The sequence below is a fragment of the Paenibacillus thermotolerans genome (genome assembly GCF_028745515.1).
GTDB lineage: Bacteria > Bacillota > Bacilli > Paenibacillales > YIM-B00363 > Paenibacillus_AE > Paenibacillus_AE thermotolerans.
Window position 1 is genome coordinate 1 of sequence record NZ_JAQZSG010000051.1, and the last position, 16,655, is coordinate 16,655.

Genomic DNA, 16,655 nt, shown 5'->3' on the forward strand with positions numbered 1-16,655 from the left:
GAAACTAAGTTTTGTACGTTAATTGGTCAGTTGTAGTTTTTTTTGGGATCCGGGAGTGCACTATGGATCCGGGTACGCACTATCACCGTGACTCCGGAACAAGATTGACAGCAAATCGATGAAAAAGTGCGTTTTCCACTCAGACTCGACCGGTGTCAAGTATACAATGGGGGGCTTGGGTACTAATCAGGGTCTTGCACATGATCATTTTTCAAGATGTTCCCGGCGGCCGTTTGTAAGTAAGTTGTAAGATCGCCCCCGTATAATAACCCTTGCATCGACATTATTATGCAGGGAGAGGATTCTATGAAAAAAATTGCCGCATTGCTTTTATGTGCCGGTATGGCGTTGGCGGCTTCTGCCGGAGCTTCGGCTCACGGAGCGAACCATGCCAAGGAGCTTAAAGTGCTTGTGAACGGGGTGGAAGTCGTTTCAAACGCGAACCACACGATGCCGGACGGTAAAGCATACGCATCCATCGAAGCGTACGCGGACTTATTCGGACTCGACTTTCAATTGAGCGCAAACAAGAAAAGCGTTACTTTCAACGGGCATACGATAAAAAATGTTCACATGATTAACGGAGAGCCTACGGCTTGGATCCGCGATTTGGCGGGGGCGACCTCCGCTCAACAAGTGACATGGGATAAGAAAAATAACGAAGTGTACGTTCTGGCCCTTCCCGAAGGCACGATTCAACTCGATCCCGTTGTCGTTCCGGCAATGGGCGAGCACTGGGCGAATCCGCAAGCGGGAGAGCTGCCGAACGGGCCGATTTACGGAGTATATAAAGGCAAGCTCGTATTTATCGAATACATGATTGCGCAGGACGATTTTACGGACGGCAAAAATCATGTTAATCTCGGCGGCATGAAGGGAGTGCCTTCTCCCGCGGTGGTTCAGACGGATATCGAGCTGCAGCCTCAGGGACATCCGGGCTTCGAAATTCCGCATTACGATATTCATATGTATTTCATTTCGGACGAGGAGCAGCAAGCAATCAAATAAGGGGAGCGAACGGGAAGGAAATGTTTGCGCCGAATAGAATATAGTTGAAAAAGGAATAGTTCTTTCGGCGGAGGTTCGTTCTTGATGGTTAGATCGCTCGTTCGGTTTTATTATGTCGCAGCGGTCGGTGCGATGCTTTGCTTGAACGGCTATAACGTTGGAATCGACGGCTCCTCGCTGTCTCATATTTTTAAATTCGATTTTTATTTTGTCGGCTCGGCAACGTTGGCGCTTACTCTTTTTCTCCACCATCTTTCCCGTAAGCGCCTTCTTCCGATCGCCCGTCTGATGGAGCGGAACCGGGACGCAGCCGACGAAAGTAAGGCGTTTCGCGTGTTGACCCGTTTCCCTTCCGAAGTGCTGCTTAGCGTGCTTGGCTTCGGCGTATTGGCTTCCGCCGCTTACCACACGTTGGAAATATGCTGGTTTCGGATTCGCCCGTTCAACGAGCTGGTCATCCGCCATTTAATCGTAGAGCAGCTTTTCAATGCCGTTCTGGCAATCGTTTTTTATACAGCGGTCCGTACATTCCTCCGCCCGACGATTCGGAAGCTGTCGACGATCGAAGCGATCCCGCACGGAGCACGTTCGTTCGTCGCTCCGTGGATGTTTGCCTTCACGGCATCGATGCTTGCTACCTTAATTCCGGTGTTTTGGTTTATCCGCAACATGGAGATGCGCGGCATGGACGTCGACGGGTACGCCGTCCTCCTTATTTTTCTTTTCGCCTTTGCCGTCGGCGGAATTGTGATGTTTATGCTGTTTTCCCATTTTCAAAAGGAGATCACTGCATTAACCGAAGCGGTAAAAAGCTTCAGCCGATCCGGACATCTGTCCCGGCGGCTAAAAATATCGGCAATCTCCGACGATGAATTCGGCCAATTGACGACTTTGTTTAACGAGCTTCATGCGAGGGCCGCAAAGGAATATGAAGAGCTGCAAAGCGACCTTCGGCTTGCGGCGGCGGTACAGCGTATGCTCCTTCCGGAAGAACGGCACGATTTCGAGGGGGTCGCCGTCCGATGCTATTACGAGTCTGCCAAAGAGGTGGGGGGCGATTTTCATGACTGCAGCGTGCTTCCCGACGGCAGGACGGCTCTTGCCATCGGAGAGGTGTCGGGCAAAGGGCTTCCCGCCGCACTGATTATGTCGGCGACCCTTATGCTGCTTCGCTCGGAGCTGCGCGGGGGAGGAACGGCGGGAGATATGCTCACGCGGTTAAACAAAGATATTATGGAGGCAGCCGGCGGGGACGTGCTCGTCAATCTCGGTCTGGCCGTTATCGAACCTGCGTCGGGAACGGTGGAATACGCCAGCGCCGGGCAGGCCTCCCCGTTCGTGCTTCGGCACGGCAAGGCGGCTTTGATGGCCACCGGCTCATTGCCGCTCGGTGCATCTAACGATTCGGTCTATGTAAATTCCAGCTGGAAGCTGGATCATGGAGACCGAATTTTTCTTTACACAAGCGGACTTATCGAGCAATTCCGAAGAACGGGGCAGGAAACCGGCTTCGCCGGTTTTCTCCGGGCTTTGGAGGAGCTTCCTTCGGGGGCCGGTCTGGACGAGACGGCAGATCATATTGTCGAACGGCTGCATGCCGCCCAGCATCCGTCCGATCGGACATTGATCGTTGCGGAATATACCGGGGCCGGCACGGGAAAGGAGCGGCTGTATGCCTAAGTTCAAAACGCGCCTGCTCTTTCGATTCGCGATGATCTTTACGCTGGCCGCCGCCGTCGGCACCTTGATGCTCACGATTAACAATATGTTTCTGCACGGCTCGTCTTTAGCGGGCTTGCTGCGGTTCAACATTCCGGCAATCTTAGCCGGCGATTTCATTATATTGATACTACTGCTGCTTTACGCCTCTTATCAACTGCGTCGCATCAAAGATAAGAGAGATTTGCAGGCTCGATTCATCAGGCTTCCGGCACAGTCCTTCGGAGCGCTGATCGTCATTTCCGTCGTATTTTCATGTATTTTTCACTACTTGCAATACTCTTTTTATGGAATCGCTCTATCGGATTTGACGCCGCGCGACTTGGAGCTTTTGGCCAAAAGTTTCGTCGCGGAAATTTCGATCGCTTTGGTGATCGGCACTCTGCAGTATGCTTTATTTAGAAGAGCCGCAAGGCCGTTCCTTGTCGAGCTGGCAATAAGCGAGCTTCCCGCAAGCAGCCGGGGGTTTGTGATCCGGCCGCTTCTCGTCGCTTCGCTCAGTTTGTTTTTTATTGCCGGCTCCATGAGCATGGAGTATCTCGTTCTAAGCCGAGAGGATAGCATCGGGCTTGAGGCGTTGTTCGTCGTTGCGGGCATGAGATGCCTGTTCGGCGGACTCATTTTTTACTTGTTGATTAAAGAAATTCAAGGGGATTTGCGGACGCTGTTCTCCGGAATCAGGGGCCTTCTCGAAGGGGAAAAAAAGGCGCTCCACAATCCGATTCCGGTTTTTTCGAGCGATGAGCTGGGGCGATTGACGGAGCAATTCAACCGGCTGCAGACAAAAATAGCGAACGGTTATCGCGAGATGGAGCAGGAGCTGCAGCTCGCCTATAACGTGCAGCAGAAGCTGCTTCCCCGTACGTATCGGCTGCACGGCGATCTCGAGGCGGCCGCCGTTTCGCTTCCGAGCAAGGAGGTCGGGGGCGACCTGTACGATATCGTTGACTTGAACGAAGGAGGCATTGCGGTCATGGTCGGCGACGTTTCCGGCAAAGGAATTCCGGCTGCGATGCTTATGTCCGCTTCGATTGCGCTATTTCGAACGGAGCTTCGCAGGGGAGGGACGCCGGGCGAGGTGCTGACCCGCATGAACGGCATATTAACCGAGACGCTGCAAGGAACGATGATGTACGTAACGATGAGCATCGGGATTTGGCACCCGGCATCCGCATCGTGGCAATATGCGTCGGCGGGGCATGTGGCGCCGTATCGCTTAACCGAAGGCGGTCGATTGGAGCAGCTTCCGGTCGCCTCGCTGCCGCTCGGAATCGACCCGGATGAGGAATACCGGGATCAAGCGTGCGTGCTGCAAGCCGGCGATCGGCTGCTCATGTACTCGGACGGCATTATGGAAACGACTGCGGCAAACGGGGAGCTTATCGGTTTTGAAGGATTCGAGCGGGAGCTTGTCGCGTTGCCGTCCGATGTCGATGTCCGCGAGCAGCTTAGTCAGCTGATGAATCGGCTGAAAGGTCAAGCGGACAGCAAATACGACGACGATCGTACGATTGTACTTGTTCGGTACGCAAGCGGCGCAGCAAGCCGCAGCAAGCTGACGGATCGGCCGTTTGCGGAAGCGGCGGCCGGAAGGTGAGGGATTGCTTATGACAGGCCGGTTATTTTCCCTTGAGTGCCTGGTGGCGAGCCATTACGGGGATTTCCCGTGCGGCTGGCACGGGACGCTTTCGCCCGCGCTGATTGAGCAGTCTCCTTCGGTAATGAAAGCGTATGCCCGTTACTTAATGGATACGGGGCAGCCGGGAGAAGCGAAGAGATTGCTGGATGCGGGACTCAAGCGTTATTCCAGCCACGCCGTCACAACGAATTTGCTGCCGGCTTTGGCGCTTTATGCGATTGTCCATTTGCGGCTCGGCGCCGCGGGCGAAGCCGCGACAGTCCTTCCATTGTTGAGGGATGAGCTGTCCGAACGGGACGAAGCGGCTGCCGGCGACGGAGATTCGGACGTTATGTTTGCCGTTGCGCGCGGCGGATATTTGCTGGGCATGTCATATGCCGATAGATTGGCATTATTTGAAAAATCGGCGTTCGTTTATATGGAACAAGAACGGAAAAACCGAACGCTGGAGTCGCTGATCGAGTATGTGCGTCTGTCGGAAGCTTCGGGAGCGGGAAGGAGAGCGGGAGCCGTTCCCGCGGCGCTGCACGATTCTATAATTCATAGGGCCAAATGGGACCCGGACTACCGCCTCCACGCGGCACTCATTGCAGGCACCATAAACAGAATCGATTTGGGGAGCATGGAGACAGCCGCGAGCCCTTACTACCGGCTATGGCTTCGCCTGCTTGCGCTTCGGGCGAGCCGTCCGGAGCGTACAAGCGCATGGGAGAGGGCGGCGGAAGAGCTTCGGGAGCGAATCGAGACGGACTATGCTGCGGACATCGAGCTTCAAGCGGAAGGCCGGCTCCTCGAATTCGAGCGGCTGCTGCACTCCAATGAAGTCAAGCGCGCAAGGGAAGCATTGAAGCGGGTGGAGCCGCTCTTCGCGCTCGGCCTGCCCGCCGAATATCGCGATATAATCGAGCGGTGCCGTCGCCGCCTCCTAAGCGCCGGACGAAAGAGGGCTCGTCCTGCCGGAAGCGCCGCCAAACCCGCGGAGTCTTGGCTGGCTCGCTGCTTCGGCGGCTTTCGGCTGGAACGCAAAGGTGCGGAAGCCAGGCCGCTTAGGTGGAAGCGGAAGAAGGCGCAGGAGCTGTTTCTTTATTTGCTGCTTCGGCCCGGCTATGCCGCGGCCAAGGAGCAGGCAATCGATGCTTTGCTGGGGGAGCTGGATCCGGATAAGGCGGCGAATCAGCTTTACGTTTCGCTTCACGAAGTGAGGCGCGTATTGCAGACGGAGCTGGACTGGGCGGACGGCGCGGCCGTTAAAGACGGGGTCGTCCGGCTGCATGAACGGATAATAGAAGAAGTGGACGTCGAAAAATACAGCGCGCTGGTACGGGTTGCGGACCGGCTGCAAACGAACGACCCCGAACTGTCTATAGAGCTTTATGAGAACGCATTCGAGCTGTACGAACCCCTGCTGCCGGACGTTCAATATATCGATTGGCTTGACCGAATGCGGGATGAGCTGGAAGACAAGCAAATTCATGTCGTTCGGCAGCTGTTCAGGCTGTATGCGAGAGAAGGGGATCAAGAAAAAGCAGAACGGTATTGCATGCAATGGTGCGCTATGGCCCCGCTGGATGAGCAGGCGCGGCAGGCTCAATTTCGCATGCTGGTAAACAGCGGACTGACTTCGGAAGCGAAAAAGCTTTATTACGAGTTCGAAAGCTTATTATACAAAGAATTGAAGGAGAAGCCTTCTCCGGAGACAAGAAACATTTGTTTCCGCATGTAAGATATGTGTAAGACCGGCCAGGTTATTATGGATATAACTTAGGCATCGGGGATTTGTTCGGTAAGGAAGCGGGTGGGCAGGATGCGGAAGTGCGAGGAAGCATTTTCCATGCAGTGGATTTATCCCAGCAGGATCGGCAATGAAAAGGGTTTGCTTCAAAAAATAAAAACGATCGCTATAAAACATGGCGCATCCCAAGACCGTGCCGAAGATATGGCCAGCGCCGTGGCGGAGGCTTGCCTGAATGCGGCCGAGCACGGCAATTCGCTGCGAACGGAGCGTCACGTTACCGTATCGATGACGGTTGACGGCGGAATGTTCCGATTTCGGGTATATGACGAAGGGCCCGGGTTTCAGGAAAGCACCGGATCGATCCGCGGCAATGACGTGCTGACAGGCAGAGCGAGGGGATGGGGAATGACGATTATGGCGGGACTTTCCGATGAGCTGCGGTTTGACCGCGACGTTGACGGATTTTATGCGGAGCTGGGTTTTCGGATTGGGCCGGGGGAAGGGGGAAGCGTTGATGAACAGTGAACTGTCGGTGGCGGTACGCGAGCTGGAGCATTGCACGGTGCTGGATCTGAAAGGGGACCTGACCAAGCATGCCGAGGATGCGGTGCTGGGACTAAGAAATTGGCTTCAAGGTCTCGAGGGGTCAAAGCGGGCTTTGGTGCTGAATTTGTCGCAAGTGCCTTATGTGAACAGCGCCGGGATTGCGGTGCTGATCCGGCTGGTCCGTTATGGGACGAAGGCGCGTTTTCACACGTATGCGTTCGGCGTCAGCTCGCATTATCAAAAGCTGTTCCGGATGGTCGGACTGACCGAATATATGGCCGTTTATCCGGATGAGTTTACCGTGCTGCAGCGCATCGAAGAAAGCTTGGAATAGGTTGAACCGGTTTGAAGCTATCGTTGCATTTGAGCTACAATAGTGGCATGACAACGATCACTCATTTGCGGATGCCGCATTCTACCGATATTTATTTTCCGTTTGCATATGAAGAGCTGCTTGCTCGAAGCGTTGGAGAAGGCCTGCTGCCCGGCAGGCTTGTTCACATTTGGAGCCATGAGCGGGCTTTCGTGCTTGGGCTGCGAGACAGCCGTCTCCCGCATGCCGCCGAAGCGATGGACTGGCTTGAAAGGGAGGGCTACCGGGTTATGGTCCGCAATTCCGGCGGCGCCGCCGTGCCGCTCGACCTGGGCGTCATCAACGTAACGCTCATTCAAGCGGGAGCCAGAGGAGCGCTGGATATTAACGGCGACTTTCAAGCGATGGCGGAATGGCTGCGCAACAGCCTGGAGCCGCTCGGCGTCCGGTTCGAAGCCGGGGAAATTGCCGGCGCGTATTGCCCCGGCGAGTATGACCTCAGCATCGGAGGACGCAAGTTTTGCGGGATCGCCCAGCGCCGTTTGCTGAAGGCATATTCCGTCCAAGCGTTCGTCAACGCAGAGGGCCGCTCGAAGGAAAGGGCCGCCGTCGCAAGAGAGTTTTACCGCAGAGCGAGCGGCGGGGCTTCCGTTTCGGGGACTCTTACTATAGACGAAGAAGTCATGGGCAGCATTTCGGAGCTGGCCCCGGATTTTCCGGGGGCGGAAGCATGGGTCAACAGCATGTTGGCTATGGAGAACGGCGGCTCCAAGATTCCGTACCCGATCAGCGAAGACACAGTGACGGAGCTCATGCGCCAAATGAAATTGCGCTACGATCCCCGCAGCCGCTAGCCTCACCTCTTTATTCCGCAAACGCCCAACGGATCGCTTCCGGCAATTCGTTCTGCCAAAATCCCCATTGATGCTTGCCTTGTTTTTCCACATATGCAACCGCAGCGCTTTTACTTAGCAGCGCCCGGTGCATCGTACGGTTCCACGTCAAAAAGTCAAACACCCCTCTAGTTGTACTGACCTCGGTTTCCTCCGTCCCGATTACCTGGTACAGACGCAGCCAGCTTAAGACGGCGCCGCTGCGCACACTCTCCACAGACGGCTCCAGAAAGGCTCCCGATAAAGCGATCACTTTTTGAAATAGATGGGGAGCTTGCAGGGAAAGATGTAAAGAGACCGTTCCGCCCAAGCTGTCGCCGACGAGAATCCGATCCCCCGCGCCGCGGCGAATCGGATAACGCTCCTCAACGAACGGGATCAGTTCCTCCACAAAGAAGCGGCAGTATGCTTCGAAGCGTTCCCCGTCCGGGGCGTATTCGGCCGTTCGATTCGGCATGTCGACATCGACGCCGACAATGATGAACGGCTCCAACCCTTCATCCAAAATGAGACGGGAGGCATGCGTAGCGATTCTGCCGAAGTTAAAAGCTTCTTCTCCATCTTGACAATACATGACGCGGTGCGAAACGAGCTCGTTGTATCCGGGCGGGAGAAAAATTCGAAGCGGACGTTCCTTTCCCAGCGCATGCGAATAAACCGTTTCTTTTTGTACCGTCCTACGGCGATAAATATTTTCGTCGCTCATACACAGCTGCACCTGCTTTCGATCATCTGTACTAGTAAAGTATTAAAAAAGATTATAACAGAAATAATCAATTTTTTCGTGCCTTGTTGTGGCAAAAAGCATATTTGTATTATATAATCGTTAAAGTCTGTATTAATTCTAAATAAATATCCTAATCGGATCGAGGTGTTCCTTACAGTGAGCAAGCCAGCTTATGAAGTGCGGCTCGAGAAAATCGAACCGTTACAAATATTGTCGCCGGAAGGAAAAGTAATAAACGAAGAGCTCATGCCGAAATTTTCGGATGAGGAGCTTCGTGAAATCATGCGCCGTATGGCGTTCACCAGAGTATGGGACCAGCGTGCGGTCAGCTTGAACCGTCAAGGCCGTCTGGGCTTTTATGCGCCGGTTTCCGGCCAGGAAGCGTCGATGATCGGCAGCGAGTTCGTGCTGGATAAAGAAGATTTCATTTGCCCGGGTTACCGGGACATGCCGCAAATCGTTTGGCACGGTCTTCCGATGTACCAAGCGTTCTTGTACTCCCGCGGACATCAGCACGGCGGCCAAATTCCGAAGGACGTGAACGTCCTGATGCCGCAAATCATTATCGGCGCGCAAATCGTCGAAGCGTCCGGCGTGGCAATGGGCCTCAAGCTGCGCGGCAAGAAAAACATCGCAATTACTTATACGGGTGACGGCGGTTCGTCCCAAGGCGACTTCTACGAAGGCATGAACTTCGCGGGAGCGTTCTCTTTGCCTGCCGTTTTCTTTGTGCAAAACAACCAATACGCCATCTCCACACCGTTCTCGAAGCAGACGGCTGCGGAAACGATCGCCCAGAAGGCGGTTGCTGCCGGAATCCGCGGCGTCAGAGTCGACGGCATGGACGTGCTTGCGGTAACGGCGGCCGTTCGCGAAGCGCGCGAGCATGCGCTTGAAGGACGCCCTACCTTGATTGAGGCTATTACGTATCGTTTCGGACCGCACTCGATGTCGGGCGACGATCCGACTAAATATAGAACGAAAGACGAGCAAGGCGAATGGGAAACGAAGGATCCGCTGGTGCGCTTCCGCCGCTTCTTGGAAGCAAAGGGCTTGTGGTCCGAAGAGGATGAAACGCGCACGGTCGAAGAAGCGAAGGAGCATGTCGCGGCTGAAATCAAGCGGGCGGAGTCGGTTGAGAAGATGACGATCGCGGGCTTGCTTGAGAGCATGTTTGAGGAACCGCCGGTGCACATTCGCGAGCAAATCGCGGAATACTCGGCTGAAGGAGCGAAATAATTATGGCAAATATGACAATGATCGAAGCGATTCGCGACGGATTGCGCGTCGAGCTTGAGCGCGATCCGAACGTATTGCTCTTTGGCGAAGACGTAGGGCATGTCGGCGGCGTATTCCGCGCGACCGAAGGACTTCAAAAGCAATTCGGCGACAAGCGCGTATTCGACACGCCGCTTGCGGAATCCGGAATCGGCGGTCTTGCCGTCGGTTTGGGCATTCAAGGCTTCCGTCCGGTCATGGAGGTTCAATTCATCGGCTTCGTATTCGAAACGATGGACCAAATCGCCTCTCAAGCGGCTCGCATGCGGTATCGTTCGGGCGGACATTACAATTCCCCGATCGTATTTCGGATGCCGTTCGGCGGCGGCGTTAAAGCTCCCGAGCTCCACGTCGATTCCCTTGAAGGCTTGTTCCTGCAAACGCCGGGCCTTAAAGTCGTTATCCCTTCCAACCCTTACGACGCTAAGGGCTTGATGATTTCGGCAATTCGCGACAACGACCCGGTTATTTTTATGGAGCACTTGAAGCTGTATCGTTCGTTCCGCGCGGAAGTGCCGGAAGGCGAATATACGGTGCCGCTCGGCAAAGCGAATGTCGTGAAGGAAGGCAAAGACGTAACGATCGTTACGTACGGCGCGATGGTACACACATCGCTTAAAGCTGCCGAAGAAATCGAGAAATCCCGCGGCGTCAGCGTCGAGGTCATCGACCTTCGTACCGTGATGCCGATCGATATCGATACGATCGTTGAATCGATCAAGAAAACGAACCGCGCGATCGTTGTTCAAGAAGCGCAAAAAACATCGGGCGCGGCGGCCGAAATCATCGCTCAAATCAACGAAAAAGCGATTCTTCATCTGGAAGCGCCGGTGCTTCGGGTAGCCGCTCCGGACACGGTCGTGGCGTTCGGTCAAATCGAAGACGAATGGCTCCCTACGCCGAAGCGCGTAATCGAAGGACTCAATAAAGTTCTCGACTTCTAATTGATGGAATAGGAGGTGCGGCAATGGCTATTTTTGAATACCGCATGCCGGAGCTTGGCGAAGGCTTGCATGAAGGCGAAATTGTAAAATGGCACATCAAGCCCGGCGACACGGTTAAAGAAGACGATATTATTATGGAAGTTCAGAACGATAAGGCGGTCGTGGAAGTACCGTCTCCCGTCAACGGAACCGTTAAAGAGATCAAGGTTAACGAGGGCACTGTGGCGGTCGTTGGCGACGTTCTTGCCGTAATCGATGCGGAGGGTGAAATTCCGGAATCCGCACACGGCGGCGGACATGATGCACCGGCTTCCGCACCTGCGCCGGAGGCACCGAAGGCCGCGGAACAGGCGGCGCCTGCACCGGCAGCCGCTGCTGCTCCCGCGGCTCCTGCCAATGCGGCGCCGGCTGCTGCGGGCATGGTTCTCGCAACGCCGAGCGTTCGTAAGCTGGCGCGGGATAAAGGCGTCGACCTCTCGCAAGTCAAAGGCTCCGGCAAGCTCGGACGCATTACGAAGGAAGACGTTCTCGGGTTTACGCCGGGCGCTGCGGGTGCGGCCGCTCCTGCTGCCGCGGGCGAAGCGGCGGCAAAGCCTGCAGCCGCAGCAGCTGCCGTTGTGCCGGCGGGCGACCGCGCGGAAGAGCGCGTGCCGTTCAAAGGCATCCGCAAAATTATTGCGCAAGCGATGGTCAAATCGGTATACACCGCTCCGCACGTTACGATCATGGACGAGGTGGACGTTACGGCACTCGTCAAGCTTCGTCAGCGCGCGAAGCCGATCGCCGAGAAGAAAGGCGTCAAGCTGACATATTTGCCTTTCATCGTGAAGGCGCTCGTTGCAGCGGTTCGCGAGTTCCCGATTTTGAACGCTACGCTGGATGAGGCAAGCAACGAAATTGTTTACAAGAAGTACTACAACATCGGCATTGCAACGGATACGGATAACGGCTTGATCGTTCCTGTCGTATTCGACGCGGACCGCAAAAATATTTATAAAATCGCGGGCGAGATCAGCGACCTGGCCGGTCGCGGACGCGAAGGCAAGCTTGCTCCGAACGAGCTTAAGGGCAGCACGATCTCCATTACGAATATCGGCTCCGCAGGCGGCATGTTCTTTACGCCGGTCATCAACTTCCCGGAAGTTGCGATTCTCGGAACCGGACGCATCTCGGAAAAACCGGTCGTCAAAAACGGCGAAATCGCGATCGGCCAAATGATGGCGTTGTCGTTAAGCTTCGACCACCGTCTCATCGACGGCGCGACCGCCCAGAACGCGATGAACCATATTAAGCGGCTTCTGGAAGATCCGGAACTGCTCATCATGGAGGTGTAAGGACATGGTCGTAGGCACGTTCAGCACGGAAGTTGACGTGATCGTAATCGGCGCGGGCCCCGGCGGTTATGTGGCCGCCATCCGCGCCGCTCAGCTCGGCAAGAAGGTTGTCGTCGTCGACCGCCGCGAGGTTGGCGGCGTTTGCTTGAACCGCGGCTGCATTCCGTCCAAAGCGTTGATCTCCGCTGCGCATCGGTATGAAACGATGAAGCACAGCGATGAATTCGGCATTACCGCCGGCGACGTGAAGGTCGATTTCAAGAAGGTGCAAGAGTGGAAGCAATCGGTTGTGAACAAGCTCACCGGCGGCGTTGGCGCGCTGCTTAAGGGAAACAAGGTCGAATTCGTGGCGGGCGAAGCGTTCTTTAACGATAAGAATGTGGTAACCGTGAGCAACGAGGACAATACGGTCCGTTACGAGTTCAAACATTGCATCATCGCCACGGGCTCCCGTCCGATCGAGCTGAAGCCGTTCCCGTTCGGGCCGCGCATCCTTTCCTCCGACGGAGCTTTGGCGCTGGATCATATTCCGGAGAGCATGGTAGTCATCGGCGGCGGCTATATCGGCGTCGAGCTCGGCCAGACGTTCTCCAAGTTCGGCACGAAGGTTACGATCCTGGAAGGCGCCGACAACATCCTGCCGGGCTTCGAGCCGCAGCTGAGCCAGCTTGTGGTCAAAAATCTGAAGAAAACGGGCGTTGAGATTTACAACAAGGCGCTCGCGCAAAAATCCGAGGTTACGGATAAAGACGTGACCGTAACGTTCAAGGTCGGCGACGAAGAAAAGTCGGTAACCGCCGAATACGTATTGGTTACCGTCGGCCGCCGTCCGAACACGAACGACATCGGTCTTGAAAATATCGGCGTAAAAATGACCGACCGCGGACTGATCGCCATCGACAATCAGTGCCGCACAAGCGTAGAAAACATCTATGCGATCGGCGATATCGTCGAAGGCTTGGCGCTTGCCCACAAAGCATCTTACGAGGGCAAGGTCGCCGCTGAAGTCATTGCGGGCATGAACAGCGTGATCGATTACAAGTGCATTCCGGCCGTCGTATTCTCCGACCCGGAAATCGCAAGCGTCGGCTTGACGGAGAAGGAAGCGAAGGACAAAGGCTTCAACGTGTTGACAGGCCGCTTCTCCTTCGGCGCTAACGGCCGATCCCTTGCCCTCGGCAACAACGACGGCTTCGCGAAAGTCGTTGCGGACAAAGATTCGGGCCTTGTGCTCGGCACGCAAATCGTCGGACCGGAAGCATCCAACTTGATTGCGGAGATCGGTCTTGCGATCGAAATGGGCGCAACCTTGGAAGACATCGCGCTTACGATCCATGCGCACCCGACGCTCGGCGAAATCGTAATGGAAGCCGCCGAAGGGGCGCTCGGACACAGCGTGCACCAAATGAACAAATAATTCTTTTGTAACCCCGTTCGGCTGCTGCCGGGCGGGGTTGCATGCATTTTAGGGAAGACAATAGAGGTCGGTACGCATTATCACCATAACTCCGGAATACCTGTCAACAGGTTATAACCGCAATTGCCATACGGAGCAGGGAATGTCGTCCGATTCCGGGTTACGTGAGTTCCGGAGTCACGTATATAAAAGCGCGCCAAGGGATCCGCACCGCTCGCGCAGCGCCGCCTGATGCTGTTAGGCTTAACGCGAATAGGAATTTAAAGCGACTGCATAATAGTATTGGGTTTTAGATTTTATTATTAAGGAGCATGAATGTGACGAACTTAAAAGAAAAAGCAGCGATCGTGACCGGCGTTGCAAGCGGAATCGGACTTGCAACGGTGGAAGCTTTTGTGGAAAAAGGTTCGCGGGTCGTCATCGCCGACTTCAACGAAGCGGGCGGAAAAGAAGTAGAACAAAGGCTGAAAGCTAGCGGCGCGGACGTATTGTTTGTGAAGGTAAACGCTGCGGACGAAGCATCGGTTGAAGCGCTTGTCGCGGAAACCGTAAAGAAGTACGGGAAGCTGGACATTATGGTGAACAACGCCGGAGTCGGAGTTTTGGCCGCTACGCATGAGTTGACGTATGAAGATTACCGAAAAGTAACGTCTGTGAACCAAGACGGGGTTTTCTTCGGTTCCAAATATGCCGTTCGCGAAATGTTGAAAACGGGCGGCGGTTCCATCGTCAATACCGCTTCGATTTTGGGCCATGTCGGAGAGGCCGGCGCTTTCGCCTATAACGCATCCAAAGGCGCTGTGGTGACGATGACGAAAAGCTTGGCGCTCGAATACGCAAAGCAAAACATTCGCGTCAATGCCGTATGTCCGGGTTACATTGAATCGGGTATGGTAAACAAAGAGGCGCTTGGGGATTTTTATGACGGTCTTGTTGCAAGACATCCGATCGGACGGCTGGGAAGACCCGAGGAAGTGGCGCATGCGATTGTTTTTTTATGCGAAAACGATTTTGTCACAGGCACTTCCTTATTTGTCGACGGCGGCTACACAGCACAGTAATAAACGGAACGCGAACAAACTCCCCGGGGGTACCCCGGGGAGTTTGTTTTACGAGCGGATTATTTCGTGTATTGTTCCATTTCTTCGATCAAGTCTTCGAAGACGCTCATCGCCTGGCGAATCGGTTCCGGCGAGGACATGTCGACGCCGGCCTTCTTCAGGATGTTGATCGAGAAGTCGCTGCCGCCGCTCTTCAGGAAGCCCAAGTAGCGGTCGACCGCAGGCTGGCCTTCGTCGAGAATTTGCTTCGCGAACGAGGTCGCCGCGGAGAAGCCGGTCGCGTACTTGTACACGTAGAAGCTTGTGTAGAAATGCGGTATGCGCGCCCACTCCATCTCGATGTCTTTGTCGACGACCATTTCGTTTCCGTGGTACTTTTTGTTCAAATCGTAATAAACTTCCGAGAGAAGCTGCGGCGTGAGCGATTCGCCCGCTTCCGCCTTCTCGTGAATGATCATCTCGAACTCCGCAAACATCGTTTGACGGAACACGGTCGTGCGGAATTGATCGGCGTAGTAGGTGAGCAGGTACATTTTTTCCTTCGGGTCGTTCGTCCGCTTCAGCATATAGTCCATCAACAATGCTTCGTTGAGTGTGGACGCCACTTCCGCCAAGAAGATGGTGTACTGCGCATCGCGGTACTTTTGCTCCTTGTCGGAGTAGTACGAATGAAGCGCGTGGCCCATCTCGTGCGCCAGCGTAAACATGGAGTTCAGATTGTCCTTATGGTTCAGCAGCACGTACGGATGGGTGCCGTACGCCCCCCAGGAATACGCTCCGGAGCGTTTGCCTTCATTCTCGTAAATGTCGATCCAGCCGCCTTCAAAGCCCTCTTGCAGCGTGTTCAAATAGTCGTCGCCGAGCGGTTTCAGCGCATCCTTCACCGTCTTCTTAGCTTCCTCGTAGGTGATGTCCATGTCGAACTCGTCCACGAGCGGAGCGAATAAATCGTACATGTGAAGCTCGTTCACGCCGAGAAGCTTTTTGCGGAGATTCATGTATCGGTGCAGCAGCGGCAAATGCTCGTGAATGGTGCCGATCAGGTTCGTATAAACCTCTTTCGGAATGTTGTCGCCGTAGAGGGATGCTTCCAGGGCGGACGGGTATTTGCGCGCTTTGGTATAAAACAGGTTCTTCTTTATATTCGCTGCCAGCGTTGCGGCGATCGTATTTTTCTGCTTCGAGTACGTTGCGTACACCGCTTTGAACGCGTTCTCGCGCACTTCGCGGTTGCGGCTCTCGAGAAACTGAATGTAGCTGCCGTGGGTGAGTTCGACCTCTTCGCCGTCCGCATTTTTCACTTTCGGGAACTTCATGTCGGCGTTATTGATCATGCCGAAAATATTGCTAGGAGCTTGAGAAATGCTCCCTACTTGCGCAAGAAGCGCCTCTTGCTCCTTGGACAGGACGTGCGGCTTTTGGCGGAGCATCTCCTCGAGCGTATGCTTATACGGCGCCAAATCGGGATTGGCAATGAACTCCTTCAGCTGCTCTTCGGATAAGCTGAGCACTTCCGGCGTAATGAACGAAAGAGCTTCGCCGACTTCGACGGAAAGCTTCTGGGCTTTGTCGGAGAGCGCTTGGTATGTAGGGTCCGCCATATCTTGGTGGTGGCGCATGTTGGAGTATACGTACAGACGCTCCGTCAGCAGAGAGATGCTATCCTCCAGCTCGAAGCATTCCTTCAAGGTTGCCGCATCGTTCAGCTTGCCGTGATATTGCGGCGCTTTGCCGAGCAAAGATTTTACTTCTTGATACTCTTTGTCCCAGTCGTTCTGCGTAGGATAAAGGTCCTCCAGTTTCCATTGATGCTCGGCGGGCACCTCGGCGCGTTTCATTAATTGCGTAGTCGTGGTAGAAGTCATCGTATCCCTCCAATTGTGGAATGGTTGAAGCAGTAAGGAAGCGGCCGCAGTTACGGTAATTGCCGCTATTGCTGTTTTGGTGTAACCGTGCATTCGTGGACTCACTCCAAGCAAAGCGTAATTCGCATTCTCTTAGTATGAGCCCTCAATTTTCCATTATAACATCGAAATTGAAA

The 16,655-nt window shown here is 54.7% G+C and carries 14 protein-coding genes; 12 read left to right on the forward strand and 2 right to left on the reverse strand.

Annotated features, from left to right (window positions below; translation table 11 throughout):
- Nucleotides 1-306: 306 nt before the first annotated feature.
- From PT964_RS24420 to PT964_RS24450, 7 genes are all read left to right on the forward strand, one after another.
- Nucleotides 307-1,008, forward strand: a complete 702-nt coding sequence (locus PT964_RS24420; protein ID WP_274365981.1) for a hypothetical protein — start codon at nt 307-309, stop codon at nt 1,006-1,008.
- A gap of 84 nt (nt 1,009-1,092) precedes the next feature.
- Entirely contained in the window at nt 1,093-2,688 is a 1,596-nt protein-coding gene (locus PT964_RS24425) for a PP2C family protein-serine/threonine phosphatase (protein ID WP_274366004.1), read from the forward strand.
- Nucleotides 2,681-4,324, forward strand: coding sequence for a PP2C family protein-serine/threonine phosphatase (locus PT964_RS24430; RefSeq protein WP_274365982.1), 1,644 nt, complete (start codon nt 2,681-2,683; stop codon nt 4,322-4,324). The genes PT964_RS24425 and PT964_RS24430 overlap by 8 nt, the downstream gene beginning before the upstream one ends.
- A 10-nt stretch (nt 4,325-4,334) precedes the next feature.
- On the forward strand, nt 4,335-6,089 hold the full coding sequence (locus tag PT964_RS24435; RefSeq protein ID WP_274365983.1) for a BTAD domain-containing putative transcriptional regulator: 1,755 nt from the start codon (nt 4,335-4,337) through the stop codon (nt 6,087-6,089).
- 108 nt (nt 6,090-6,197) lie between these two features.
- Complete coding sequence (locus tag PT964_RS24440; RefSeq protein WP_274365984.1) at nt 6,198-6,626, forward strand: ATP-binding protein; 429 nt, start codon at nt 6,198-6,200, stop codon at nt 6,624-6,626.
- Nucleotides 6,616-6,981 (forward strand): STAS domain-containing protein, encoded by a 366-nt coding sequence (locus PT964_RS24445; RefSeq protein WP_274365985.1) that lies wholly within the window; start codon nt 6,616-6,618, stop codon nt 6,979-6,981. Before PT964_RS24440 ends, PT964_RS24445 begins: the two co-directional genes overlap by 11 nt.
- Nucleotides 6,982-6,992: 11 nt before the next feature.
- A complete protein-coding gene (locus PT964_RS24450; protein ID WP_274365986.1) occupies nt 6,993-7,814 on the forward strand; it encodes a lipoate--protein ligase family protein in 822 nt (273 codons plus the stop codon).
- Nucleotides 7,815-7,824: 10 nt separating this feature from the next.
- Here PT964_RS24450 and PT964_RS24455 read toward each other — a convergent pair whose 3' ends face one another.
- Nucleotides 7,825-8,559, reverse strand: a complete 735-nt coding sequence (locus PT964_RS24455) for an alpha/beta hydrolase (RefSeq protein WP_274365987.1) — start codon at nt 8,557-8,559, stop codon at nt 7,825-7,827.
- A 177-nt stretch (nt 8,560-8,736) separates the two neighbouring features.
- Between PT964_RS24455 and pdhA the strand changes: the two genes are divergently transcribed.
- From pdhA to PT964_RS24480, 5 genes are all read left to right on the forward strand, one after another.
- On the forward strand, nt 8,737-9,819 hold the full coding sequence (pdhA, locus tag PT964_RS24460) for a pyruvate dehydrogenase (acetyl-transferring) E1 component subunit alpha (RefSeq protein ID WP_274365988.1): 1,083 nt from the start codon (nt 8,737-8,739) through the stop codon (nt 9,817-9,819).
- A gap of 2 nt (nt 9,820-9,821) precedes the next feature.
- Nucleotides 9,822-10,802: an alpha-ketoacid dehydrogenase subunit beta gene (locus PT964_RS24465; protein ID WP_274365989.1), complete on the forward strand. Its 981-nt coding sequence runs from the start codon at nt 9,822-9,824 to the stop codon at nt 10,800-10,802.
- Nucleotides 10,803-10,825: 23 nt separating this feature from the next.
- A complete protein-coding gene (locus PT964_RS24470) occupies nt 10,826-12,136 on the forward strand; it encodes a dihydrolipoamide acetyltransferase family protein (RefSeq protein WP_274365990.1) in 1,311 nt (436 codons plus the stop codon).
- Nucleotides 12,137-12,140: 4 nt separating this feature from the next.
- Nucleotides 12,141-13,553, forward strand: coding sequence for a dihydrolipoyl dehydrogenase (gene lpdA / locus PT964_RS24475; RefSeq protein ID WP_274365991.1), 1,413 nt, complete (start codon nt 12,141-12,143; stop codon nt 13,551-13,553).
- A 311-nt stretch (nt 13,554-13,864) separates the two neighbouring features.
- Nucleotides 13,865-14,614, forward strand: coding sequence for an SDR family NAD(P)-dependent oxidoreductase (locus PT964_RS24480; protein ID WP_274365992.1), 750 nt, complete (start codon nt 13,865-13,867; stop codon nt 14,612-14,614).
- 59 nt (nt 14,615-14,673) lie between these two features.
- Here the strand turns inward: PT964_RS24480 and pepF are convergent, their stop codons facing one another.
- Complete coding sequence (gene pepF / locus PT964_RS24485; RefSeq protein ID WP_274365993.1) at nt 14,674-16,479, reverse strand: oligoendopeptidase F; 1,806 nt, start codon at nt 16,477-16,479, stop codon at nt 14,674-14,676.
- Between the last annotated feature and the right edge of the window lie 176 nt (nt 16,480-16,655).